Source organism: Escherichia sp. MOD1-EC6098 (genome assembly GCF_002965865.1).
GTDB classification, from domain to species: Bacteria; Pseudomonadota; Gammaproteobacteria; order Enterobacterales; family Enterobacteriaceae; genus Escherichia; species Escherichia marmotae.
Map to the genome: position 1 here is coordinate 1 of NZ_PTSN01000018.1, position 25,540 is coordinate 25,540.

24 protein-coding genes are annotated in these 25,540 nt (G+C 52.0%); 9 read left to right on the plus strand and 15 right to left on the minus strand.

What is annotated here, in order from left to right:
- Positions 1 to 146: 146 nt before the first annotated feature.
- From hemG to pepQ, 4 genes are read right to left on the minus strand one after another with little or no spacing between them, the layout of a single operon-like run.
- Positions 147 to 692 (minus strand): menaquinone-dependent protoporphyrinogen IX dehydrogenase, encoded by a 546-nt coding sequence (gene hemG, locus C0K55_RS18115; RefSeq protein WP_000853977.1) that lies wholly within the window; start codon positions 690 to 692, stop codon positions 147 to 149.
- A gap of 11 nt (positions 693 to 703) precedes the next feature.
- Entirely contained in the window at positions 704 to 2,155 is a 1,452-nt protein-coding gene (trkH, locus tag C0K55_RS18120) for a Trk system potassium transporter TrkH (protein ID WP_000545680.1), read from the minus strand.
- Positions 2,156 to 2,193: 38 nt separating this feature from the next.
- Positions 2,194 to 2,808, minus strand: a complete 615-nt coding sequence (locus tag C0K55_RS18125) for an IMPACT family protein (RefSeq protein WP_105266471.1) — start codon at positions 2,806 to 2,808, stop codon at positions 2,194 to 2,196.
- Entirely contained in the window at positions 2,808 to 4,139 is a 1,332-nt protein-coding gene (pepQ, locus tag C0K55_RS18130) for a Xaa-Pro dipeptidase (protein ID WP_001517361.1), read from the minus strand. Before pepQ ends, C0K55_RS18125 begins: the two co-directional genes overlap by 1 nt.
- Positions 4,140 to 4,327: 188 nt before the next feature.
- Between pepQ and fadB the strand changes: the two genes are divergently transcribed.
- The gene (gene fadB / locus C0K55_RS18135) at positions 4,328 to 6,517 is read left to right on the plus strand and encodes a fatty acid oxidation complex subunit alpha FadB (RefSeq protein WP_000965974.1); all 2,190 of its coding nucleotides are present in this window, start codon (positions 4,328 to 4,330) and stop codon (positions 6,515 to 6,517) included.
- 9 nt (positions 6,518 to 6,526) lie between these two features.
- Positions 6,527 to 7,690, plus strand: a complete 1,164-nt coding sequence (fadA, locus tag C0K55_RS18140; protein ID WP_001517363.1) for an acetyl-CoA C-acyltransferase FadA — start codon at positions 6,527 to 6,529, stop codon at positions 7,688 to 7,690.
- A 148-nt stretch (positions 7,691 to 7,838) separates the two neighbouring features.
- On the opposite strand, the gene fre is transcribed toward fadA, so the two are convergent.
- Both fre and ubiD read right to left on the minus strand, forming a co-directional pair.
- Positions 7,839 to 8,540, minus strand: coding sequence for an NAD(P)H-flavin reductase (gene fre / locus C0K55_RS18145; protein ID WP_001517365.1), 702 nt, complete (start codon positions 8,538 to 8,540; stop codon positions 7,839 to 7,841).
- A gap of 45 nt (positions 8,541 to 8,585) precedes the next feature.
- A complete protein-coding gene (ubiD, locus tag C0K55_RS18150; protein ID WP_105266472.1) occupies positions 8,586 to 10,079 on the minus strand; it encodes a 4-hydroxy-3-polyprenylbenzoate decarboxylase in 1,494 nt (497 codons plus the stop codon).
- A gap of 166 nt (positions 10,080 to 10,245) precedes the next feature.
- Here ubiD and rfaH point away from each other — a divergent pair, with 166 nt between their 5' ends.
- Positions 10,246 to 10,734: a transcription/translation regulatory transformer protein RfaH gene (gene rfaH, locus C0K55_RS18155; protein WP_001192396.1), complete on the plus strand. Its 489-nt coding sequence runs from the start codon at positions 10,246 to 10,248 to the stop codon at positions 10,732 to 10,734.
- Here rfaH and tatD read toward each other — a convergent pair.
- The 9 genes from tatD to udp all read right to left on the minus strand — a co-directional run bounded on the left by tatD (position 10,731) and on the right by udp (position 18,639).
- Entirely contained in the window at positions 10,731 to 11,513 is a 783-nt protein-coding gene (gene tatD / locus C0K55_RS18160; protein WP_105266473.1) for a 3'-5' ssDNA/RNA exonuclease TatD, read from the minus strand. The two genes, rfaH and tatD, sit on opposite strands and share 4 nt — an antisense overlap.
- Positions 11,514 to 11,554: 41 nt before the next feature.
- Positions 11,555 to 12,331, minus strand: coding sequence for a Sec-independent protein translocase subunit TatC (gene tatC, locus C0K55_RS18165; protein WP_000109943.1), 777 nt, complete (start codon positions 12,329 to 12,331; stop codon positions 11,555 to 11,557).
- A gap of 2 nt (positions 12,332 to 12,333) precedes the next feature.
- Positions 12,334 to 12,849, minus strand: a complete 516-nt coding sequence (gene tatB / locus C0K55_RS18170; protein ID WP_000459603.1) for a Sec-independent protein translocase protein TatB — start codon at positions 12,847 to 12,849, stop codon at positions 12,334 to 12,336.
- Positions 12,850 to 12,852: 3 nt separating this feature from the next.
- The gene (gene tatA / locus C0K55_RS18175) at positions 12,853 to 13,122 is read right to left on the minus strand and encodes a Sec-independent protein translocase subunit TatA (protein WP_001517367.1); all 270 of its coding nucleotides are present in this window, start codon (positions 13,120 to 13,122) and stop codon (positions 12,853 to 12,855) included.
- Between the two features lie 78 nt (positions 13,123 to 13,200).
- Entirely contained in the window at positions 13,201 to 14,841 is a 1,641-nt protein-coding gene (ubiB, locus tag C0K55_RS18180) for a ubiquinone biosynthesis regulatory protein kinase UbiB (RefSeq protein WP_000187550.1), read from the minus strand.
- Positions 14,841 to 15,446, minus strand: coding sequence for a ubiquinone biosynthesis protein UbiJ (gene ubiJ / locus C0K55_RS18185; protein ID WP_001116105.1), 606 nt, complete (start codon positions 15,444 to 15,446; stop codon positions 14,841 to 14,843). Before ubiJ ends, ubiB begins: the two co-directional genes overlap by 1 nt.
- A 13-nt stretch (positions 15,447 to 15,459) precedes the next feature.
- On the minus strand, positions 15,460 to 16,215 hold the full coding sequence (gene ubiE / locus C0K55_RS18190) for a bifunctional demethylmenaquinone methyltransferase/2-methoxy-6-polyprenyl-1,4-benzoquinol methylase UbiE (RefSeq protein WP_000227958.1): 756 nt from the start codon (positions 16,213 to 16,215) through the stop codon (positions 15,460 to 15,462).
- Positions 16,216 to 16,309: 94 nt separating this feature from the next.
- On the minus strand, positions 16,310 to 17,737 hold the full coding sequence (rmuC, locus tag C0K55_RS18195) for a DNA recombination protein RmuC (protein ID WP_000347690.1): 1,428 nt from the start codon (positions 17,735 to 17,737) through the stop codon (positions 16,310 to 16,312).
- Between the two features lie 140 nt (positions 17,738 to 17,877).
- Positions 17,878 to 18,639 carry a uridine phosphorylase gene (gene udp / locus C0K55_RS18200; RefSeq protein ID WP_000045177.1) on the minus strand — a complete coding sequence of 254 codons (762 nt, stop codon included), beginning with the start codon at positions 18,637 to 18,639 and terminating at the stop codon, positions 17,878 to 17,880.
- A 261-nt stretch (positions 18,640 to 18,900) separates the two neighbouring features.
- On the opposite strand from udp, the gene C0K55_RS18205 reads away from it, so the two are divergent.
- The 6 genes from C0K55_RS18205 (at position 18,901) to arcC (ending at position 25,525) form a co-directional block, all read left to right on the plus strand.
- On the plus strand, positions 18,901 to 19,710 hold the full coding sequence (locus C0K55_RS18205) for a dienelactone hydrolase family protein (RefSeq protein WP_010377425.1): 810 nt from the start codon (positions 18,901 to 18,903) through the stop codon (positions 19,708 to 19,710).
- 256 nt (positions 19,711 to 19,966) lie between these two features.
- Positions 19,967 to 20,635, plus strand: a complete 669-nt coding sequence (locus C0K55_RS18210) for a cysteine hydrolase family protein (RefSeq protein WP_001517370.1) — start codon at positions 19,967 to 19,969, stop codon at positions 20,633 to 20,635.
- Positions 20,636 to 20,640: 5 nt separating this feature from the next.
- The gene (locus C0K55_RS18215) at positions 20,641 to 21,501 is read left to right on the plus strand and encodes a DUF2877 domain-containing protein (protein ID WP_105266474.1); all 861 of its coding nucleotides are present in this window, start codon (positions 20,641 to 20,643) and stop codon (positions 21,499 to 21,501) included.
- A gap of 94 nt (positions 21,502 to 21,595) precedes the next feature.
- Positions 21,596 to 23,155, plus strand: coding sequence for an acyl-CoA synthetase FdrA (gene fdrA, locus C0K55_RS18220; protein WP_105266475.1), 1,560 nt, complete (start codon positions 21,596 to 21,598; stop codon positions 23,153 to 23,155).
- On the plus strand, positions 23,152 to 24,576 hold the full coding sequence (locus C0K55_RS18225) for a DUF1116 domain-containing protein (protein ID WP_105266476.1): 1,425 nt from the start codon (positions 23,152 to 23,154) through the stop codon (positions 24,574 to 24,576). Before fdrA ends, C0K55_RS18225 begins: the two co-directional genes overlap by 4 nt.
- Complete coding sequence (gene arcC / locus C0K55_RS18230) at positions 24,569 to 25,525, plus strand: carbamate kinase (RefSeq protein WP_000240541.1); 957 nt, start codon at positions 24,569 to 24,571, stop codon at positions 25,523 to 25,525. The genes C0K55_RS18225 and arcC overlap by 8 nt, the downstream gene beginning before the upstream one ends.
- Positions 25,526 to 25,540: the final 15 nt, after the last annotated feature.

A 25,540-nucleotide genomic window follows, 5' to 3' on the forward strand; every position in this document is an offset into this window, starting at 1 on the left:
TCGAAGTTCTCAGGAGAACCCCGCTGACCCGGCGGCTTATTTGCCGTTGTTCCGTGTCAGTGGTGGCGCATTATAGGGAGTTATTCCGGCCTGACAAGAGGAAATTTAAAATAATTTTCCGAATGCGTGTTTTTTATTCTTTATGCTTATTTCATCATCGGTTTGTTGGTTAAATGGGCGATTTCTCGGGCAAAATTCGCTACCTGTTCCCAATCGGTATAGACAACTTCTTTGCGCGTATCCGTTTCTCCGCCAGACATCTTCATAATCAGCTTGATCATAAAGCGGTCGTACCAACGGTAGCGTGGATAACGCAGCGCCCCAGCGATAACCGCGCAGCGATCGGGACGCCATTGTGAGTTCATCAAAAACTTCCGCGCGTAGCTGTTGGTCTGCACAGTACGCTTCTCCGGTTTGCGCGCCACCAGGTTCACCGAGTAAAAGGCGCTCGGCATGGAGTTCAGGCGTGTGGCATGCGTTTTGACAAACTCCTGGAACGCAGAATGGTAATGACCGTAGCGAATAGATGCACCAATTACCACGCAGTCGTAGTTTTCCCATTCTGGTTCTTCGGTGCGATGCAAGTTGACAACATCCGCCTGGCTCCCCAGTTCTTTCAATTCCGAAGCCAGATACGAGGCAATCTCGCGCGTTTGTCCATCCCTTGTTGAGAAAAGAATTAATGTTTTCACGTATTACTCCATCATTCACGCCAGAAAGTCGGGGTAAAGAGCACCAGCAATGTAAAGACCTCGAGACGACCAAATAGCATATTGGCAATCAGGATCCATTTAGCCACCGGATTCATGCTGGTAAAGTTATCAGCAACCACACCAAGCCCTGGCCCCAGGTTATTCAATGTCGCAACAACCGACGCAAAGGCAGAAAAGTCATCCACGCCAGTGGCGATAATCGCCAGCATACTGACAATAAAAACTAACGCATAAGCAGAGAAGAATCCCCACACGGCTTCAAGGATGCGTTCCGGCAATGCGCGGTTCCCTAGCTTAATGCTATAAACAGCATTCGGATGCACCAGACGTTTCAGCTCACGGTTCCCCTGTTTAAACAACAACAGGATACGGATCACTTTCAGGCCACCGCCCGTTGACCCGGCGCAACCACCGATAAATGCAGAGCACAACAGTAGTACCGGCAAAAAGAGCGGCCAGCGGGCAATGCTGTCGGTCGTAAACCCGGCGGTCGTCGCCATCGACACTACCTGGAAAAATGCCTGGTTAATCGTCATCAGCGCCGAACTGTAGACATTATGAAACCACAGTACGAGTGTACAAATAACCACCAGCGTAAACTGTACGCCGATAAACATGCGAAATTCCGGATCGCGCCAGTAAACCTTCAGACTACGCCCACTTAACAGCGAGAAGTGCAGACCGTAGTTACAGCCGGAGATCAGCAAGAAAATAGCAATAATAGTGTTAATGGTCGGGCTATCGAAATAGCCAACACTAGCATCATGTGTCGAGAAACCACCAATAGCGATTGTCGCAAAGCTATGACCGATGGCATCAAAGGCATCCATTCCAGCAAACCACAGCGCCAGCGCACAGGCGACGGTCAACAGAACATAAATCAACCACAAAGTTTTTGCCGTTTCCGCAATACGCGGGCGCATTTTGTTATCTTTCAGCGGGCCGGGCATTTCCGCGCGATAGAGCTGCATTCCACCTACACCGAGAATAGGCAGTATCGCGACTGCTAACACAATGATCCCCATCCCGCCAAACCATTGCAGCATCTGGCGATAAAAGAGGATGGCATGAGGGAGTGAGTCCAACCCCACCAGCGTCGTTGCGCCTGTGGTGGTCAGACCGGAGAAGGATTCAAAAAACGCATCTGTAATGGTGAGGTTCGGGCTTTCCGAGAAGATAAAAGGGAGCGCACCGACACTACCCAGCACGGTCCAGAACAGCACCACTATCAGAAACCCTTCGCGGGATTTCAGCTCGCCCTTCTCTTTACGGTTCGGCCACCACAGCATGGAGCCAATCGCGAGGGCGACAAAAAAGGTCTGGGTAAATGCGCGGCCCGCCCCATCCCGGTAGATGAGCGCTACCAGCCCAGGGATAATCATGGTCCCTGAAAATAAGATGACCAGTAGTCCAACGATTCGGGTTATGGCGCGAAAATGCATCTCTGCCGCTTCCTTAGTTCTGCAAAATGAAGTGGGGATTATTCTTCAATCGCTAACAATTGCAATGAACCACGGCTAAAATCCGCCAGCTTTGCGGAAAATTCAGCCACTTTCGCCGCCGGAAGCGCCCCCCGCAGCAGAACGAATGCCTGATAATCGCTGGTAATAACTTTGCCGTCACACTGCCCCAGCAACGCTTCAATACCGGTTAACTGACTATATTCACATTGCAAAGTATATTCGGTTAATGGCGTCTTGCGTTGGGTCGTTAGCTGGCGCAGTGCCTGATTCACGCCGCCGCCATAAGCTTTCACTAACCCACCGGTGCCCAGCAATATGCCGCCGTAGTAGCGCACCACCACGGCGGTAATTTCCCCAACGCCGCTGCCCATCAGTTGGGCGAGCATCGGTTTACCTGCCGTTCCCGCCGGTTCACCGTCATCGGAGAAGCCCAGTTGTTGTGAATCGTCAGGCGCCCCCGCCACCCACGCCACGCAATGGTGGCGAGCATCGGGGTGTTCTGCCCATACTGATTCAACAAACGCTTTCGCCGCCTCGACGCCATCGGTATGTGCCAACAGCGTAATGAAGCGGCTTTTTTTGATCTCTTCAACGACCGTGACCGGTGCCGCAGGAATTAACCAGCTTTCCATCACGCCAGCTTCAAATCCCGGGTCATGTTTTCCACGTTATTTTCGTGGATCACCACGTTGTCTTCGATACGAATGCCGCCGAACGGTTTCAGTGCTTCAATTTTCTGCCAGTTGAAGTGTTTGCTGAACTGCCCTTCACGCCACGGAGCCAGCAGCGATTCGATGAAGTAGATACCCGGTTCAATGGTTAACACCATCCCCGGCTGGAGAATACGAGTGCAGCGCAGGTACGGATATTTTGCCGGTGCCGCGAGATGCGTACCACTATCATCCTGCATAAAACCGGCTACGTCATGCACCTGCAGGCCAAGCGGATGCCCGATACCGTGCGGCATAAACGGCCCGGTAAGATCGTTTTCGACCATCGCTTCTTCACTCATATCAGTGATGATTTGGTGTTTACGCAACAGTTTAGCGATGCGCTGATGGAACTGGATGTGGTAATCCACATAGCTGACACCCGCCTTCATGGTGGCGATCAGCGCCAGTTGTTCATCATTAACGTCTTTCACCAGTTGCGCATAGTCATTGTCGCTTTTTGCCGACCAGGTACGAGTCAGGTCAGCCGCATAGCCGTTATATTCGGCCCCGGCGTCCAGCAGGAAGCTGCGCATCTCTTCCGGCGCCTGATGATCCAGTTTGGTGTAATGCAACACCGCAGCATGTTCGTTAAGCGCCACAATGTTGCTGTAAGGTACGTCGGTATCACGATGGCCGGTCGCGGTCAGGTAGGCGATGTTGATATCGAACTCGCTCATACCGGAACGGAAGGCTTCTTCTGCCGCGCGATGACCATTGACCGCCATTTTCTGCGCTTCACGCATACAGGTCAGTTCGTACTCGGTTTTGAAAGAACGGTAGTAATGCAGGTAGTCAATGACCCCTTTCGGGTTGATGTTGCTGGCCTCAATGCCCAGTTGCAGCGCACGTTCCGGCACCGGACCAATATAACCGATATTGCCGCGCGCGGCAGGCAGTTGGCTACCAATACCATCAGCTTTCGGGAGCGCGATCACTTCCACATCTTCAGTCCAGAAGGAGGTCGGCAGCGGTTCGACGTTGTGCCAGTAATCAACCGGCAGATAAAACCACAGTTTCGGTTTGTTCACGCCATCCACCAGCAACCAGCAGTTTGGCACCTGAGTTACCGGCACCCATGCTTTGAATTGCGGGTTCACTTTAAACGGATAGGGATGATCGTCGAGAAAAACGTTGAACAGCTCGCCAGAGTGAATAAGTAATGCATCCAGCTTGAAGCGCGCCAGCGCATCGCGAGTCCGTTCTTGCAAGGTAGCTATATGATTTTTATAAAGCGAGGCCAGTGATTCCATTTTTTACCCTTCTGTTTTTTGACCTTAAGTCTCCGCATCTTAGCACAACGTTCATACAGAGCGTGATTTCTGCCGAGCGTGATCAGAACGGCATTTCTTTAATCTTTTATTTGCATATTTTTAACATAAAACACACACTTCAAGCCATCTGGTACGACCAGATCACCTTGCGGATTCAGGAGACTGACATGCTTTACAAAGGCGACACCCTGTACCTTGACTGGCTGGAAGATGGCATTGCCGAACTGGTGTTCGATGCCCCAGGCTCAGTTAATAAACTCGACACTGCAACCGTCGCCAGCCTCGGTGAGGCCATCGGCGTGCTGGAACAACAATCAGATTTAAAAGGGCTGCTGCTGCGTTCGAACAAAGCAGCCTTTATTGTCGGTGCTGATATCACCGAATTTTTATCGCTGTTTCTCGTTCCGGAAGAACAATTAAGCCAGTGGCTGCATTTTGCCAATAGCGTGTTTAATCGCCTGGAAGATCTGCCGGTGCCGACCATTGCCGCGGTCAACGGCTACGCGCTGGGCGGTGGCTGCGAATGCGTGCTGGCGACCGATTATCGTCTGGCGACGCCGGATCTGCGTATCGGGTTGCCGGAAACCAAACTTGGCATCATGCCGGGCTTTGGCGGCTCCGTGCGTATGCCACGAATGCTGGGCGCTGACAGTGCGCTGGAAATCATTGCCGCCGGTAAAGATGTCGGGGCCGAACAGGCGCTGAAAATCGGTCTGGTTGATGGCGTAGTCAAAGCAGAAAAACTACTTGAAGGCGCGATGGCAATTTTACGCCAGGCCATTAACGGCGACCTCGACTGGAAAGCGAAACGTCAGCCGAAGCTGGAACCGCTGAAACTTAGCAAGATTGAAGCCACCATGAGCTTCACCATCGCTAAAGGGATGGTCGCACAAACAGCGGGGAAACATTACCCGGCCCCCATCACCGCAGTAAAAACCATTGAAGCCGCCGCCCGTTTTGGTCGTGAAGAAGCCTTAAACCTGGAAAACAAAAGCTTTGTTCCGCTGGCGCACACCAACGAAGCCCGCGCACTGGTCGGCATTTTCCTTAACGATCAATATGTAAAAGGCAAAGCGAAAAAGCTTACCCAAGACGTTGAAACACCGAAACAGGCCGCTGTACTGGGCGCGGGCATTATGGGGGGCGGCATTGCTTACCAGTCCGCGTGGAAAGGCGTGCCGGTTGTCATGAAAGATATCAACGACAAGTCGTTAACCCTCGGCATGACCGAAGCCGCGAAACTGCTGAACAAGCAGCTTGAGCGCGGCAAGATCGATGGTCTGAAACTGGCTGGCGTGATCTCCACGATTCACCCAACACTCGACTACGCCGGGTTTGACCGCGTGGATATTGTGGTAGAAGCGGTTGTTGAAAACCCGAAAGTGAAAAAAGCCGTGCTGGCAGAAACTGAGCAGAAAGTACGTCCGGATACCGTGCTGGCTTCTAACACTTCAACCATTCCTATCAGCGAACTGGCCAACGCGCTGGAACGCCCGGAAAATTTCTGCGGGATGCACTTCTTTAACCCGGTGCACCGGATGCCGTTGGTAGAAATTATTCGCGGTGAGAAAAGCTCCGACGAAACCATCGCAAAAGTTGTCGCCTGGGCAAGCAAGATGGGCAAGACGCCGATCGTAGTTAACGACTGCCCGGGCTTCTTCGTTAACCGCGTGCTGTTCCCGTACTTCGCTGGTTTCAGCCAGTTGCTACGTGACGGCGCGGATTTCCGCAAGATCGACAAGGTGATGGAAAAACAGTTTGGCTGGCCGATGGGTCCGGCATACCTGCTGGATGTCGTGGGGATTGATACCGCGCATCACGCCCAGGCAGTGATGGCAGCGGGCTTCCCGCAGCGGATGCAGAAAGATTATCGCGACGCCATCGATTCATTGTTTGATGCCAACCGCTTTGGTCAGAAGAATTGTCTCGGTTTCTGGCGCTATAAAGAAGACAGCAAAGGCAAGCCGAAGAAAGAAGAAGATTCCGCCGTTGACGGCCTGCTGGCAGAAGTCAGCCAGCCAAAGCGTGATTTCAGCGAGGAAGAGATTATCGCCCGCATGATGATCCCGATGGTCAACGAAGTGGTGCGCTGCCTGGAAGAAGGCATTATCGCCACTCCGGCAGAAGCGGATATGGCGCTGGTCTACGGCCTGGGCTTCCCTCCGTTCCACGGCGGCGCGTTCCGCTGGCTGGACACCCTCGGCAGCGCGAAATATCTCGATATGGCGCAGCAATATCAGCACCTCGGCCCACTGTATGAAGTGCCGGAAGGTCTGCGTAATAAAGCGCGCCATAACGAACCATACTATCCCCCGGTTGAGCCAGCCCGTCCGGTTGGCGACCTGAAAACGGCTTAAGGAGTCACAATGGAACAGGTTGTCATTGTCGATGCAATTCGCACCCCGATGGGCCGTTCGAAGGGCGGAGCTTTTCGTCACGTGCGCGCGGAAGACCTCTCCGCTCATTTAATGCGTAGTCTACTGGCGCGTAATCCGGCGCTGGAAGCAGCGGCTCTCGACGATATTTACTGGGGTTGTGTGCAGCAAACGCTGGAGCAGGGTTTCAACATCGCCCGTAACGCGGCGCTGTTGGCAGAAGTGCCGCATTCCGTCCCGGCGGTTACCGTCAATCGCTTGTGTGGTTCATCCATGCAGGCATTGCACGACGCGGCACGAATGATCATGACTGGCGATGCGCAGGCATGTCTGGTCGGCGGTGTGGAACATATGGGTCATGTACCAATGAGCCACGGTGTCGATTTTCACCCGGGTCTTAGCCGCAATGTTGCCAAAGCGGCGGGCCTGATGGGCTTAACGGCAGAAATGCTGGCGCGTATGCACGGTATCAGCCGTGAAATGCAGGATGCCTTTGCCGCACGGTCACACGCTCGTGCCTGGGCCGCCACGCAGTCGGGCGCATTTAAAAATGAAATCATCCCGACAGGTGGTCACGATGCCGACGGTGTACTGAAGCAGTTTAATTACGACGAAGTGATTCGCCCGGAAACCACCGTGGAAGCCCTCGCCACGCTACGTGCGGCGTTCGATCCAGTCAGCGGTACAGTAACGGCGGGCACGTCTTCTGCGCTTTCCGATGGTGCTGCAGCCATGCTGGTGATGAGTGAAAGCCGCGCCCGTGAATTAGGTCTTAAGCCACGCGCCCGCGTGCGTTCGATGGCGGTTGTCGGTTGTGACCCGTCGATTATGGGTTACGGCCCGGTTCCGGCCTCGAAGCTGGCGCTGAAAAAAGCGGGGCTTTCTGCCAGCGATATCGGCGTGTTTGAAATGAATGAAGCCTTTGCCGCGCAGATCCTGCCGTGTATTAAAGATCTGGGGCTGATGGAGCAGATTGACGAGAAGATCAACCTCAACGGTGGCGCGATCGCACTGGGTCATCCGCTGGGCTGTTCCGGTGCGCGTATCAGCACCACGCTGCTGAATCTGATGGAACGCAAAGATGCCCAGTTTGGTCTGGCGACGATGTGTATCGGTCTGGGTCAGGGCATTGCGACGGTGTTTGAGCGGGTTTAAACACTTGCCGGATGCGGCGTGAACGCCTTATCCGGCCTACGGTTCAGGACTCTTTGTAGGCCGGATAAGACGCGACATAGAGTAATGCCACTGAATAAAGCTTTAGTTGCCGTTTTTCCCGCCTGTCAGGGGCGGGTTTTTTTAACCCTTAGATAAACGCAAACGCATCGCCAAACAGGCGATCTTCCCGCGCATTACGCTCATTGCAGAACAGGTCTCGGGCGATTTTCGCCATCTCAAAACGTCCAGCGATATAGATATCATGCTCTGCTAACGTACCGTGATCCTGCAACACCGCCGTTAATACCGTACCGGTACGCCCTCGCCAACCCGCTTCCGGCTGTTCAACCACCGGCACCACTTGTAAACCAGGATGCTTAAGCGAAAGCGCCTCAAGCTCAGAAAGATCGTACAGATGTTGCTGCTCACGCCCGCCCCAGTAAATAGTGATATTACGATTGGGATTACGCGCCAGCGCCGTCAGCAAAATAGAACGGGCATAAGAGAAGCCCGTGCCGCCGGCAATAAGAATCATTGGACGCTCTTCATCATCGCGCAGCCAGGCTTCACCGTGGGGGATATCGACTACGATTTGATGATCTTTAAGGATGCGGTCCATGACAGCTTTCGCGTAAAGATTGATTTCAGAAGCACCGATATGCAACTCGATAAATCCTTTTTCATCAGGCGTTGAGGCCATTGAAAATGGGCGTTTATCGCGCTCGTCCATCACTACCATCAAATACTGACCTGCACGGAATGAAAAGGCCGCATCTGGCACGATTCGAACACGGTATACGGTATCCGTGATAGCTTCTACCGAGGTCACTTTACAGCTTAAGGTTGTCATGCGCTTTCTCTGTCGGATCAATAAATAGGGCAAAACAAACGCGCATCAGGCGCTTTTACCGTTGTTAAAGATGGCCAGTTCATCCCAGATTGCGTCAATATGCGCAACAACATCCGGATCTTTTTTGATAGGACGCCCCCACTCACGCTGGGTTTCCCCTGGCCATTTATTCGTGGCATCCAGCCCCATTTTTGAACCCAGCCCGGAAACAGGCGAGGCAAAGTCCAGATAATCAATAGGCGTATTTTCAACCAGCACCGTATCCCGCGCCGGGTCCATGCGGGTAGTAATCGCCCAAATCACATCGTTCCAGTCGCGTGCGTTGACATCATCATCGCAGACGATCACAAATTTAGTGTACATAAACTGATGTAAGAACGACCAGACGCCCATCATGACGCGCTTTGCGTGTCCAGCGTACTGTTTTTTGATCGTCACTACCGCCAGTCGATAAGAGCAGCCCTCCGGCGGCAGATAAAAATCAACAATTTCCGGGAACTGTTTTTGCAGAATCGGCACGAACACTTCGTTCAGCGCCACGCCCAACACCGCAGGTTCATCTGGCGGACGACCGGTATAGGTGGAGTGGTAAATCGCATCTTCACGCTGGGTAATGTGCGTTACGGTAAAGACAGGGAAGCTATCAACTTCATTATAGTAACCCGTGTGGTCACCATATGGGCCTTCTGCAGCCATCTCACCCGGGTCGATATACCCTTCCAGCACGATTTCTGCACTGGCAGGTACTTCGAGGTCATTAGAAATGCACTTCACCACTTCGGTTTTGGTGCCACGTAACAATCCGGCAAAGGCGTATTCCGACAACGTATCCGGCACTGGCGTCACCGCGCCGAGAATCGTCGCAGGATCAGCCCCCAGAGCAACAGAGATCGGAAAACGTTCACCCGGATGCGCCGCGCACCACTCCTGATAATCCAGCGCACCGCCGCGGTGCGACAGCCAGCGCATAATCAGCTTGTTTTTACCAATCAACTGCTGGCGATAAATGCCAAGATTTTGCCGCTCTTTGTGCGGCCCCCGCGTCACCGTCAACCCCCAGGTAATCAACGGAGCAGCATCTTCCGGCCAGCAGGTCATAATGGGAATGCGGTTGAGATCGACATCATCACCAGAAACAATTTTTTGCTGACAGGGCGCACCACGTAACCGTTTCGTCGGCATGTTCAACACCTGCTTAAACTGCGGCAGCTTATCAAACAGATCGCGAAAGCCTTTTGGCGGCTCCGGTTCTTTCAGAAACGCTAATAATTTACCGACTTCTCGCAACGCCGAAACATCCTCTTGCCCCATACCCATAGCGACACGTTTCGGCGTACCAAACAGGTTGCACAGCACCGGCATTGAATAACCTTTAGGATTTTCAAACAACAGCGCAGGTCCACCGGCACGCAATGTGCGGTCGGCTATTTCAGTCATTTCCAGATGCGGATCCACCGGGAGCGTGATACGTTTTAGCTCACCCTGCTGTTCAAGCAAGGTCAGGAAGTCGCGTAAATCGTTATATTTCATGGCGTCCATTGTAGCCTCTTAATCTGCGCACATTATACGGCGTTCATCTTTACGATGCTGTAAATTTGTTAAATTAGCGTGAACTCAGGCGGTATAACGCAAACCCGGGAATATAATTAACTTAACGCATCGCTTTTGCTATTCTTGCGCCCCGATTAAACGGATAAGAGTCATTATGCAATCCTGGTATTTACTGTACTGCAAGCGCGGGCAACTCCAACGTGCCCAGGAACACCTCGAAAGACAGGCGGTTAATTGCCTGGCGCCGATGATCACCCTGGAAAAAATCGTACGAGGCAAACGTACTGCAGTCAGTGAGCCATTGTTCCCCAACTACCTGTTTGTGGAATTTGATCCAGAAGTGATTCATACCACCACCATCAACGCCACTCGGGGTGTCAGCCACTTTGTCCGTTTTGGCGCATCGCCAGCGATAGTCCCATCGGCGGTGATTCATCAGTTATCGGTGTATAAACCGAAAGACATTGTCGATCCGGCAACGCCATATCCAGGTGATAAGGTGATTATTACCGAAGGTGCTTTCGAAGGTTTTCAGGCCATTTTCACCGAACCCGACGGTGAGGCACGCTCTATGCTCTTGCTTAATCTTATCAATAAAGAGATTAAGCACAGTGTGAAGAACACCGAGTTCCGCAAACTCTAGAACGCAATCCCAAATAACTTTTTGACATTGGCATCCGTGGTGGCAGCCAGCCATGCGGCATCTTCCCCACGCCAGTACGCAATACGTTGCAAAATATGGGGCAAACAGGCTGGCTCGTTGCGCCGGGAGGATGGCTTCGGCGTGAGATCGCGCGGGAGCAAATACGGTGCATCAGTTTCAATCAGTAGTTTATCTGCCGGAATCAACGGCAACAGTTCTCGCAGTTCCAGTCCGCGTCGTTCATCGCAAACCCAACCAGTAATGCCAATATAAATGCCTCGCGCCACACATGCCTGCATCTCTTCGCGTGTGCCAGTAAAACAGTGCAACACCGCGCCAGGTAGTTTATCCAGCCACGGCTCCAGCGATGTAATAAACCGCTCATGGGCATCGCGACAGTGCATAAACACCGGCATGTTTAATTCTGCGGCAATACGCAACTGGGCAACAAAGGCACGTTCCTGTTCTTCTGGCGTAGAAAAGTTGCGGTTAAAGTCGAGGCCACACTCACCCATCGCCACCACTTCTGGCTGCGAGGCCAGCTCCACAAGCACTTCTTCTGTTGCATCTTGCCACTGGCTGCTGTCGTGAGGATGCACGCCTGCCGTTGACCAACAGTGCAGATACTGACGCGCCAGTTTTTGCGCCTGTTGGCTTTCGTGCAGGTTAGTGCCGGTGATGAGTAGCCCATCAACACCCGCAGCAAAAGCGCGTGCCACAACATCATCGCGGTCTTTCGCAAATTGCGAACTGGTCAAATTAACGCCGATATCAAACATCCTGCTCTCCATATGACAACCGCCCTGACGGGCGGTTGAATTTATTCTTCAGTTTTTTCGCTTTCTGCTTCAGCGTCGTTTTCTTCTTCCCGGTTTCGACCTTTACCAACGTAAAAGCGTGAGAAGAAGACACCGATTTCAAACAGGCAGTACATCGGGATCGCCAGCAGCGTTTGCGAGAAGACATCCGGCGGCGTCAGTAGCATCCCGACAACAAATGCGCCAACCAGCACATACGGGCGTTTTTTGCGTAAGTCTTCTGGAGAGGTAATCCCCATCCAGCACAGCAGCACAATTGCCACCGGTACTTCGAAGGAGACGCCAAACGCCATAAACAACGCCATAACGAAGCTTAAGTAGCTGGCGATGTCGGTGGACACCTGTACCCCTTCTGGCGCGGTATTGGCAAGGAAGCCAAATGCCAGCGGGAAGACCACAAAATAGGCAAACGCCATACCGATATAAAACAGCAGAGAGCTGGAAACCAGCAACGGCACCACCAGACGACGTTCGTGCTTATACAGCGCGGGAGCGATAAACGCCCACACCTGATAGAGAATCACCGGCGCTGACAGAATCAGCGACACCATAAAGGTCAACTTGATCGGCGTAAAGAACGGCGAGGCCACGTCGGTGGCGATCATCGTTGAACCTTGCGGCAACTGCTTGATCAACGGCGCGGATACCAGGTGATAGATATCATTGGCGAAATAGACCAGGCACAGAAATATCACGATCACCGCGATAATGCAGTTCAGCAGACGCTTACGCAGCTCAATCAGATGCGTGATAAGCGGTTGAGTATCTTCTACAGACATGTTTACGGTTTATCACTCGATGAAGGGGAAGATGCAGCGGTTTTCGGTTCAGCGTCCGCAGCAGGTTTTACCACCGGCTCTGGCGTGGCTTCTGGCTTCTGTTCCGGCGAACTGGCCTGAGTTTCCGCAGCGGCAGGCGTGACGCCTTCATGCGCAGCCTCATTGTCTTTCACCACCGGGTTATGGATGGTGTGCGCTTCATCACTCACCTTTTCAGGATCGTTTGCGACGTAGGAACGTTTCATCGACTCCGCGGCCTGGCGCAGTTCATCCATCGACGCTTTCAGTTCGGGCGTCAGGTTAGTGAGACTCGCCTTTTCAACCTTTTTCAGGCTGTCCTGAAACTCCTGGAGTTTTAACTCCTGGGTCAGTTCGTTCTGCACCGTTGTCGCCAGTGAACGCAACGCACGAATCCAGCCCGCTACCGTTTTTACCGCCACAGGCAATCGTTGCGGCCCCAGAACGACGAGGCCGATGATGAATACCAATAGCAGTTCGCTAAAACCGATATCAAACACGGATTACACCTGCTCTTTATCGTGGCGCTTCGCGTCTTCTGTTTTAGCCTGTTCCTGGTTCGTATCCGCCTGCTTATCGACGATAGTTTTCGCAGTAAAATCAGCATCCTGACTGGTTTTATCCTGCTTTGGTTCATCATCGCTCATTGCTTTTTTAAAGCCTTTGATCGACGCACCAAGATCGGAACCGATGGAGCCGAGCTTTTTGGTGCCAAAAAGCAGTACAACGATGACGGCAATAATCAATAACTGCCAAATACTGATACCACCCATACATGTTCCTCTGTGGTAGATGATGATTAAACAAGGCCGCATTATACGTTACACGGCCCGCCTTGAGCGATGAAAAAATCAGCGTGTTTTGCGCCAACCGACAAACCAGGCGCTCAGCCCCCCCGCCATTAACCAGGCGGGCATCAACCCAAATTCAGGTCGGCTGACCAACAAGAATGTGCCACTTAATACTAATGTCGCACCAATTCCGAGAAAATAACGGGATTGTCCCTGACGCACATGATTCGACTGTAACTCGCGCGCAATCTTATCAACACTGTGCTGTAAATACTTGCCCTGGCGCAAACTGTCATAAACCAATTCAGGCAGTTCTGGCATTTTTTCGATCCAGAACGGCGCTTTTTCCTTAAAGGCTCTCACCAGCGCAGGAATACCAACCTGATCTTTAATCCACGATTCAAGGAAGGGTTTTGCAGTTTTCCATAAATCGAGCTGTGGATAAAGTTGCCGTCCAACGCCTTCGATATAGAGCAACGTTTTCTGAAGTAACACCAGTTGCGGCTGCACTTCCATGTTGAATCGACGCGCCGTATTAAACAGATTTAACAGCACATGTCCAAACGAAATTTCCGCCAGCGGTTTTTCAAAGATAGGCTCGCACACGGTACGAATGGCAAATTCAAAATCTTCCACGTTGGTATCTGGCGGCACCCAGCCTGAATCAACGTGCAACTCCGCCACTTTGCGATAGTCACGGTTAAAGAAGGCGATAAAGTTTTCCGCCAGATAGCGTTTATCTTCTTTGTTTAGCGAGCCAACAATCCCGCAATCAATACCGATATACTTCGGGTTTTCCGGGTGTTCGAAGCTTACGAAGATGTTGCCTGGGTGCATGTCGGCATGGAAAAAACTGTCACGGAAGACCTGAGTAAAAAACACCTGCACGCCGCGTTCCGCCAGCAATTTCATGTTGGTGCCGTTTTTCTCCAGCGCCGCGACATCAGAAACCGGAATGCCGTAGATGCGCTCCATCACCATCATCCCTTCGCTGCAATAGTCAGGGTAAACTTCCGGAATGTAGAGCATCGGGCTGTTTTCAAAATTGCGCCGCAACTGGATTGCGTTAGCGGATTCCCGCAACAAATTCAGTTCGTCGATCAACGTTTTCTCGTACTCGCGAACCACTTCAGTTGGGCGCAGACGACGTCCATCCGGCAGTAAGCGCGGCACCCAGCGGGCGAGACGATAAATAAGTTTCAGGTCCGCTTTAATAACCGGCAAAATATCCGGGCGGATAACTTTAATCACCACCTCTTTGCCATTCGATTTCAGCCGCGCAGTATGTACCTGCGCAACGGAAGCCGATGCCAGGGGCGTAATGTCAAAATCATCAAACCACGCTTCCACCGGCAAGCCGCCCATCGCCGCTTCAATTTGTGCTTTCGCCAGTTTGCCATCAAACGGTGCGACTTTGTCCTGCAATAACGCCAGTTGGTCGGCAATATTCGGCGGGAAAAGATCGCGGCGGGTCGATAACATCTGCCCAAACTTGATCCATACAGGACCCAGTTCTTGCAGCGCCAGTCGTAGCCGCTCGCCTAATGGTTTATCTTTATGCCGATTCGGCATCCAGAACAATGAGTATCGCCATAACCGCAGCGGCAAAGTGATACGCATTTTAGGAATCAGTTCATCAAGTCCGTAGCTTAAAAAAGTGCGAATGATGAAATACAGGCGCCGTACTTCACCTGGCGTCATTAAACTGCCTCCAGTTTTTCCAGCCGTTTGGTTAGCGCATCAACGGCACGTTCAACGGCGGCTGTCTCTTCCGCAAACCAGGCCACTTCAAGCGGACCTGGCGCCATACGCCACTCTTCGGTAATTGCTTCAGCCACATAACGTTGCTGGCGTTTAATACCGTGATGCAGGAACTTCGCGCCACCACGCAGGGCTTTGCTGATACCTTCGGCAGCGATATCACCAGTATAAGGAGCCAGCAGCTCCGCTGGGTCAAACTCCGCGAGATCTGCCAGTGCAACGAAGTTCTGTACTACCTGAATATCGCCCTGCACTTCCAGCTCGCCGCTGCGGATTAACGCGGCAAGCTGCTGGCGATCGCGGAGTTTCGGTAACACGCTGGCATAAGCAATGACGGTGCAATCAGCATCACCCGCCCATTCTCCCAGAACATCGACCTGACGTTCGCTAAATACCAAAATCAGCGAGGTCGAAAAGCCTTTTACCTCTATGCGCAATACTTTGCCCAACAGACGCGAGCGGGCAGTTTTCAGCGCGGGTGAGCGATACAGGAAGGTGTTGAGCAGACTTTCTATTCCTGCCGTCACTAAAGGTTTAAAAGGCATAGTCGTACTCCTGTCAGAACTTATAACCACGGTGCAGCGCCACAACGCCAGCCGTCAGGTTGTAATAATCGACACTTTCGAATCCGGCATCTTGCATCATGGCTTTCAGGGTATCCTGATCGGGATGCATACGGATGGATTCTGCCAGATAACGGTAGCTGTCGGCGTCATTCGCCACCAGCGAGCCAATACGCGGCAACACATGGAAGGAGTAAGCGTCATAAGCTTTGCTTAGCGGCTCGATAATCGGCTTCGAGAACTCAAGCACCAGCAGACGACCGCCGGGTTTCAGCACGCGATACATCGAACGCAGCGCTTTATCTTTGTCAGTGACGTTACGCAGACCAAACGAAATGGTGATGCAATCAAAGGTGTTATCCGGGAACGGTAGAGCCTCGGCATTTGCCTGAACATACTCAACGTTGCCAATCACGCCGATATTACGCAGCTTCTCGCGCCCCATTTTGAGCATGGATTCATTGATATCAGCGAGGACCACTTTGCCAGTTTCACCGACCAGGCGGGAGAATTTCGCCGTCAGATCGCCAGTGCCGCCAGCCAGATCCAGCACGGTCTGCCCACGGCGTACGCCGCTACAATCGATCGTGAATCGCTTCCACAAACGATGAATACCAAAGGACATCAAATCGTTCATGACATCGTATTTCGATGCCACGGAATGGAAAACGTGGGCGACCATGTCCGCTTTTTGTTCCTTCGCGACGGTCTGAAAACCAAAGTGCGTCGTTTCTTGTGACTTATCCACCATCTCAATGCCTGCTCATCAAAAAATTGTTCCAGAAGTGTAACAGATTGGGCGTCGTTGCCCTAGATTTCTACCCGGCTTAGCTACCCCTAATGGGCTAACGCGATTGCTGATTATATTCATCATCACGTTGATAAGCTTCACCATTCGGCTGCTCCGGAACCGACCGCAATCGGTACTCTTCGTCCTGGCTTACCGCCTGATCGGCCAAATCCGGATTAATCTCGCGTTTAATTTCTACCCCTAAACCACGAAACGCTTCTGCCTGCGCCAGCACATTTCCGCGACCTGAAGAAAGTTTTTTCATCGCCTGGCGATAGTTATCCTGCGCTTTATCCAGACTTTGACCAATCGCAGACATATCATCAACAAACAGGCGCATTTTGTCGTACAGCTTGCTGGCACGATCAGCGATTTGCTGAGCGTTACGGCTTTGATGCTCATAACGCCACAGGTTGGCGATAGTACGCAACGCCACCAGCAGCGTGGTGGGGCTAACCAGCATAATATTGTTTTTCAACGCTTCGGTGATTAGCTCCGGCTGCCTGTCCAGCGCCAGTAAGAATGCCGGTTCGACGGGGATAAACATCAGCACGTAATCCAGGGTTCTTAGCCCCGGAAGCTGCTGATAATCTTTACGCCCCAACAAGCGGATATGGTTACGCACCGACGCGATATGTTCCTGCAATGCGCTTTCGCGGGTGTAGTCGTCTTCCGCATTGAAGTAGCGTTCATACGCGACCAGCGTCATTTTGGCGTCGATAACCACATCTTTCCCCTGTGGTAAGCGCACGATGACATCTGGTTGCATCCGCGAGCGGGCGTCATTTTCGATGCTGACCTGGGTTTCATATTCATACCCCTCACGCAACCCGGAAGCCTCCAGTACTCGCGTTAATACCACTTCGCCCCAGTTACCCTGGGTTTTATTGTCGCCTTTTAGCGCCCGTGTCAGGTTGATTGCTTCCTGGGCCATTTGGGCGTTGAGTTGTTGGAGATTGCGAATTTCGTGGGTCAGGGTATGGCGTTCTTGTGCTTCTTTACCAAAACTGTCCTGAACCTGACGGCGAAAACCATCCAGTTGTTCACGCAGCGGCGACAAAAGGCTGTTCAGACTCTGGCGATTTTGTTCATCAACCCGGCGATTGCTGTGTTCAAAAATACGGTTAGCGAGGTTTTCAAACTGCTCGCTTAAACGCTGTTCGCTGTTGATCATCTGGCGAATTTTATCGTCAGCATGTTGCTGTGCGGCCTCCATCCGCGTGGTCACTTCACGCAGATCGGCCTCCAGCGAGGTGTTAATACTTTGCAGGCTGCGCACTTCGTTATTGAGTAGTTCACACTCTTCACGCCAGTGCTCACTTTGGGTAATTTGTTGTTTTGCCGCACTTAACTCCGCAACCATCTCTTCACGTTCGGCTAGTTGCTCGGCTTTTTGCTGTGCATGTTGATAACTGGCAAACAGCCAGCCGATGGCCACACTGACCAGTGCAATAATGGCATAAACAATGATTGAGAAATCCACAAAGCCTCCTGACGCAACAACTTACCAGCACAAAATAGAATTGTGCTGTACAAACGTCCAGTTGGAAAGGCATTTCCTGCAAGGCGCTACGCAAAAATACAAAAGGCCGAACGTATCGGCCTTCAGACAGGAGAAGAGAATTACAGCAGACGACGCGCCGCTTCCACCACGATTTTCACCGCATGGCTTTCGGTTTGTTTCATCGTCTCAGCATTCGGGATCTCTTGCTGGGTGCGGTTAACAATAACACCAGCTACCATACCGGCACGCAGGCCCTGGCTTGCACACATGGTCAGCAGAGTTGCAGATTCCATCTCATAGTTCATTACGCCCATCGCCTGCCACTCTTCCATAGAGCCTTTAAAGTGACGGACTACACGGCCAGAATAAGTGTCGTAACGTTCCTGGCCCGGGTAGAAAGTGTCAGAAGAGGCAGTCACACCCACGTGAGTGGTTGCACCAATAGACTTCGCTGCTTCAACCAGCGCGGTAGTACATTCGAAATCAGCCACTGCCGGGAATTCCAGCGGTGCGAAATGCAGGCTCGCGCCATCCAGACGAACAGACGCCGTAGTAACCAGTACATCACCAACATTAATATGCGGCTGAATAGCGCCAGTCGTACCGATACGCAGGAAAGTGCGAATGCCAAGCTGTGCCAGTTCTTCAACGGCAATAGAAGTCGACGGACCACCGATACCGGTAGAACAAACGATAACAGGTTTACCATCCAGCTCTGCACGCCAGGTGGTGAATTCGCGGTGAGATGCCAGTTTAACCGGCTTATCCATTAGCGCGGCGATCTTTTCCACACGATCCGGGTCGCCAGGAACGATGGCTAGCGTAGCCCCTTGTAAATCGTTTTTAGTGAGGCCGAGATGAAAAACATCAGACTTGGACATATACAACTCCTCTGTGAATCGGTTTAGTCAGAAGAAGCAAAAAGATACTTTACCGAAGGGATTAACATTTTTTCGTGATAATCATCACTATGATGCAAATGTGTTGCATACATTTACTCATCAAAAGTGACTTAAATCACATAATTTGCTCTTAAGTCAGTAAGGCTGCTTAAAAGATGAGCCATTTGAGGCAATGTGAATTGTTGCACGCTGACTATAGTTAACATTGCGCAAAATTTTCATAAGGGTACGGAGAATCCCATGACAACAACACAACAATCCGGATTTGCACCTGCTGCATCACCCCTCGCCTCAACAATTGTTCATACCCCGGACGATACGATTGTGGCAGGGTTCACCTCTATCCCTTCACAAGGGGATAACATGCCTGCTTATCATGCTCGTCCAAAGCAGAGCGATGGCCCACTACCTGTGGTCATTGTAGTGCAGGAAATTTTTGGTGTGCATGAACATATCCGCGACATTTGTCGCCGTCTGGCGCTGGAGGGGTATCTGGCTATCGCACCAGAACTTTACTTCCGCGAAGGCGATCCGAATGATTTCACCGACATCCCGACGCTGTTAAGTGGTCTGGTAGAAAAAGTACCTGACTCACAGGTGCTTGCCGATCTCGATCACGTCGCCAGTTGGGCGTCACGCAATGGCGGTGATGTGCATCGCTTAATGATCACTGGATTTTGCTGGGGTGGGCGAATCGCCTGGCTGTATGCCGCGCATAACCCGCAACTGAAAGCGGCAGTAGCGTGGTATGGCAAACTGACGGGCGACAAAACATTAAATTCACCGAAACAGCCTGTTGATATCGCGACTGACCTTAATGCCCCGGTTCTCGGGCTGTACGGCGGTCAGGATAACAGCATTCCGCAGGAGAGCGTTGAAACCATGCGCCAGGCGCTGCGGGCAGCGAACGCGAAAGCGGAGATTATCGTTTACCCGGATGCCGGACATGCATTCAACGCCGATTATCGCCCGAGCTATCATGCCGAGTCTGCGCAAGACGGCTGGCAGCGAATGCTGGAATGGTTTACGCAGTATGGTGTTAAAAAGTAACGCCATTGCCGCTAAATCTGATGATTAAGCTCACACAATTTCAACGATTTTTTTAATCTCAAAAACATACAGCATCAAAAAATTTGTTGCTGTATGCCACTATTTGACCCCCTTCACATTCGTCATCACACCACCTGCTGAATGCAAAAATTTCGTTGCTGTGCGGCAAACTTTTTTCCTGTTTTATACCGCTTTTCTCCTGAATACTCGCTCTCAGAACAACCGGATCGTTTAAACATCAGACAGGAGATTTACCATGACGCAATCCATTTTTCAGGCCCAACCCTTTGAATTACCTTTTGATCCGTGTACGACTGCACTGGTCATGATCGACATGCAGCGTGACTTTGTCGAGGCAGGAGGCTTCGGTGAGGCATTGGGTAATGATGTTTCACTGGTTCGCACGGCTATCGCGCCATGTACAGAGGTGCTGGCAGCCGCACGTCAGAAAGGAATTATGGTTATTCATACCCGTGAAGGCCATCGCGCTGACTTAAGCGACTGCCCACCAGCCAAACTGACACGCGGTGGTAAAACCTTTATTGGTGAACCAGGACCGATGGGACGCATTCTGGTCAGAGGTGAAGCAGGTCATGACATCATTCCTGAACTGTACCCGGTAGCAGGCGAACCGGTGATTGATAAACCTGGCAAAGGCGCTTTTTATCAAACCGACTTACATCTGATTTTGCAAAACCACGGTATCAAGACGCTGATTGTTTGTGGTGTGACTACCGAAGTTTGCGTAACCACCACCGTGCGCGAAGCAAATGACCGTGGCTATGAATGCATCATCCCGGAAGATTGTGTTGGCTCCTATTTCCCGGAATTCCAGAAATACGCCCTGGAAATGATCAAAGCACAAGGTGCCATTTTCGGTTGGGTAACTGATTCCAAAGCCATTATTGCAGGTCTGGAAGGCTAACACCGATGGTACAGGTTACGCTTTGCGCATCGTCGTTGGGGTATCTTTTTCCGCGGAATGAAACGCAAAATTTACGTCTGCATAGTGCTTTTAAGCATGCGGTAAATCTGTCTTCAGAAGCGGGAACATTCATCACCCTGCTGTGTGCGCAAACGTATCTGAATCTCCCTGATGCCGCCAGAGTCATCCTGCCTGAGCGTTGGGACTGGCGAAGAGAGATCGCCCGTTCAGATCCTGTTCAGTTAACCCCTGGCTTGCTACAAACACCTCGCTTTTACGTGGTGCTTCATAACACAACACTCTGGCAGCCGCCATTTGTGGGGGGAATGTTGACACTTGAGGCGTTCCCTTTGGTTTTACAGCACTACCCAACAATGGCATCGCAACGGCTTTTATTTTGTCTGGAGCATAACGTTCAAAGCACATTGCACCTGCCGGATAGCCTCATGCACGAGGGATTAGAGATTATGGAACATCCAGATGCGCTGGAACGCCAGGTGCCACAACTGATCGGCTTTGGCAAAGGCTTAACGCCCGATGGTGATGACTATTTGCTGGGCTATCTGGCGGCACTCTGGTTATGGCAACTACCTGCACCACTTGCCGATCATCAATACCGGTTGCGGCAGGCAATTAACCAACATGCACACAACACCACGGATATTAGTCGTCATTATCTGGAGCGTGCGCTTCAGGGACATTTTTCAGAACCGATTTGCCAGTTACTCGCACAACTGGTTGGGGGCGCATCGGCAATGACCATCGCATCTTGTGCTGAACGGGTCATGCAATTTGGCGCAACGTCAGGAGTGGACTGCCTTGCAGGAATGCTGCATGGCTTTCGAACCCTGAACACCATGAATTGATTTCAACCTTTTCTCCCGTAGCCCGTTTATGGCGCTACACGGGGATGCTTTGCCCGAATTTTGCTATCGGGCGGAATGAAACAGGCATAACAGCATGAAAGTTAAATATAAAGTTTTCAGCAATCTTTATCAGGACTCAGTGTCTCTGATGCAGATTTCCGCGCAAATCAGCAAGTTGCCCGGTATTCAACAGGCCTCGGTCGTCATGGGAACGCCCAATAATCTCGAACAATTGCGCGATGCGGGTCTGGGCGACGAAATCAACGCCAGCCCCAATGATTTAGTGATCGCGGTTATGGGTGAAGAAGAGATTTGCAATGAAGCACTGGTGCTGGCCCAACAACGTCTGACCAGCAAGCCTGATGATGAAACGGATAGTGGCATTAAAACACCGGAAAAGGTCAGTCTGGAAATGGCACTGGAAGCCGAACCCGAAGCCAACCTGGCACTCATTTCTGTACCGGGAGACTACGCCGCCGCCGAAGCGATTAAAGCGTTAAACCTCGGAATGAACGTGATGATGTTCAGCGATAACGTCAGTATCGAGCAGGAAAAATCCATCAAAACTCTAGCCCGGGAACGTCAGCGCATCGTAATGGGGCCGGACTGTGGAACCGCCATTGTTAACGGAATTCCGTTAGGCTTCGCCAATGTGGTGAAACGCGGAGCAATTGGTGTTATCGGTGCATCCGGCACCGGGTTACAGGAAGTGACTTGCCGAATCGACCGGCTCGGAGCAGGCATTTCTCAGGCTCTGGGAACAGGTGGGCATGATCTCCGTGAAGAGATTGGTGGAATATCGATGCTCTTTGCTTTAGATGCACTGGCGCAAGATGATGAAACGCGCGTGATTGTGCTGATTTCAAAACCGCCGTCACCCATCGTTGCCCAAAATATTCTGGAGCGTGCCGAGGCTTGTGGAAAACCCGTGGTAGTGAATTTCCTCGGTGCAAATCCGCACGATCTGGCACGCCCCAATATCACCGCTGCCACCACGCTGGCCAGCGCTGCGGATATCGCCGTGGCGTTGCTAAATGCTCAGCCTCTTCCGGCTGTTGAGACAGAGGTTTCCTCTGCCGACCTCGCAATGTTAGAACACGCCAGCCAACATCTGTCAGCCCATCGCCAGGCGATACGCGGAGTTTTCGCCGGAGGAACCTTCTGTTACGAAGCGCAACTTATCTGCCAACAAAAGGGATTCAGCGCAGCCTCCAATACGCCAGTTGCGGGTAATCGCACACTGGCAAATATCTGGCAAAGCGAAGATCACACGCTGATCGATATGGGCGACGATGATTTCACCCGTGGCAAACCGCATCCAATGATCGACCCGACTCTGCGCAATCAACGTCTGCTCAACGAACTCAACGACTCACACACTGCCGTCGTGTTATTCGACCTGGTACTTGGTTATGGCGCTTCCGCTATGCCTGCCAGCGAATTACTGGAGCAACTTTCACACATCAACATGAATAACGCACCGTTGCTGATTGCGCACGTTTGCGGAACAGAAGCTGATCCACAAGTACGCAGCCAACAGATAAGTGCGCTGCAAAACGCAGGCGTCATCATCGCCGGCAGTAATGCACAGGCGGCGCTATGGGCCAGCACCGTTGCGCAGACTCAGTTGCAGAAAAAGGGGCTAAACGCATGAACACCTTATTTAATCAGCCTTTGAAGGTCGTGAACGCGGGACTACACAGTTTTGCTGACAATATTCAACACGCCGGGGGAAGCGCAATTGCCCTCAACTGGCAGCCACCAGCACAAGGCGATATTGACGCTGGATTGGATCTGGCATCGTTGCTACGTCATCCACTGGTAGAAAATGCCAACCAAATCGCCATGACACGTTATCTCGAAGCACAACCCGTGCTGGTGGATGTCATGCTCGCTAAAGAGGCCATTCCAGCAATGGCTGAACAAAAACGTATTTTGCACTCTGGTCCGCCGATTGCCTGGGAAGAGATGTGTGGTCCGGTAAAAGGGGCGATTATTGGTGCCATGCTGTACGAAGGTTGGGCCACCAACCAGCAAGATGCAGAAAACCAGATAACCGCAGGCGATATCGACCTTGCCCCTTGTCATCATTATCACGCGGTTGGCCCAATGGCAGGCATCATCAGCCCGTCAATGCCGTTATGGGTGGTAGAAAACAAAACCAACGGCCACCGTACTTTTAGCAATTTCAATGAAGGTCTGGGTAAGGTTCTCCGTTTTAGTGCCAATAACGACGAAGTTCTCAATCGTCTGGCCTGGATGCGCTATGAGCTGGCTCCGGCAATGAAAGCAGCAATCGCACAACACGGCGAGCTGGAACTCAAGCCATTAATGGCGCAGGCGCTGCATATGGGGGATGAAGTTCATAATCGCAATGCCGCTGCTACCGGTTTGCTGATTAAGCGTCTTCTTCCGGCATTGCTGGCCAGCTCTCTTCCACAAGAACATATCCAGCGCGCCGTGGCATTTATCACCAGTAACGATCACTTCTTCCTTAATCTGTCGATGGCTGCCTGCAAAGCGATGATGGATGCCGCCGCCAATGTACCGTTCAGTTCAATAGTTACGGTAATGGCGCGTAACGGGGTGAATTTTGGTATTCGGCTTTCCGGTACTGGCGATCGCTGGTTCCAGGCTCCCGCCAATGCAGTTGAAGGTCTGTTCTTCCCCGGATTTGGCGTTGACGACGCCGCTGCTGACCTGGGCGATAGCGCAATTACCGAAACCGCAGGTGTGGGTGGCTTCGCGATGGCGTCATCTCCGGCGATCGTCAAATTTGTGGGAGGCACCCCTGCCGATGCCACCAATAACAGCCGCCGGATGCAGGCAATCACCCTCGGCGGCAATCCCGCATTTACACTTCCGGCTCTCAATTTTGCCCCCACCGCAGCAGGGATTGATGCGCGTAAAGTGACCGACCGCGGCATTTTACCGGTCATCAATACGGGTATCGCCCACAAACAAGCGGGGGTCGGGCAAATTGGTGCCGGGATCACCACTGCGCCAATGGCCTGTTTTGTCGCCGCTGTACGTGCACTGGCTGAGATCGTCGCAAAGGAGAATCATCATGGTTAAGCCTCTGGCTGTTGTCGCGGTTGGCGGCAATGCGCTCATCCAAGACGATCAGCACAATAGTATCCCCGATCAATATGTTGCAGTGATGGAAAGCGTGCAGCATATCGTTGATATGGTTGAAGCCGGATGGGATCTGGTGCTAACCCACGGTAATGGGCCGCAGGTGGGCTTTATTCTGCGCCGCTCAGAACTTGCCAGTAACGAAGTTTCTCCGGTTCCGCTTGATTACGCCGTGGGTGATACACAAGGTGCTATTGGCTACATGTTCCAGAAGGCACTGCATAACGAACTGGCTCGCCGTGGCATAAACAAACCGGTAATTGCGCTGGTGACACAAACGCGAGTCAACCCACATGACGATGCTTTCACCAGCCCCAGTAAACCGATTGGCGCATTTCTCGATGAAGTAACGGCTCAACAACGCCAACAACAACTCGGCTGGACTCTGATGGAGGATGCCGGGCGCGGATGGCGGCGTACGGTTCCCTCTCCTGCGCCACTGGAAATTATTGAACATGGCACCATCGCTCATCTGGTGCGCCAGGGATATCTGGTCATTGCCTGCGGCGGTGGTGGTATTCCGGTGGTGCGAGACGGGCAACAACTGAAAGGTGTGGAAGCTGTGATCGATAAAGATCTGGCCTCCGCGCTGCTCGCCAGTCAGTTGGCCGCGGATCTACTGGTGATCCCCACCGGTGTAGAAAAAGTGGCGATTAACTTTGGTACACCACAACAACAGTGGCTCGATGCTATCAGCGTTGCCGAAGCACAAACGCTGTTGCGGGAAGGTCAATTTGGTATCGGCAGTATGCAACCAAAAGTGGAAGCCATTGTTGATTTCATCAATACCAGCCTGCAACAAGGCAAACAGGCCAGCGGCCTGATTACTTCACCGCAAACCATAAAAGCAGCCCTTTCGCATCAGAGCGGCACATGGATAACCCTTTAATTCTCTGGAGAACTC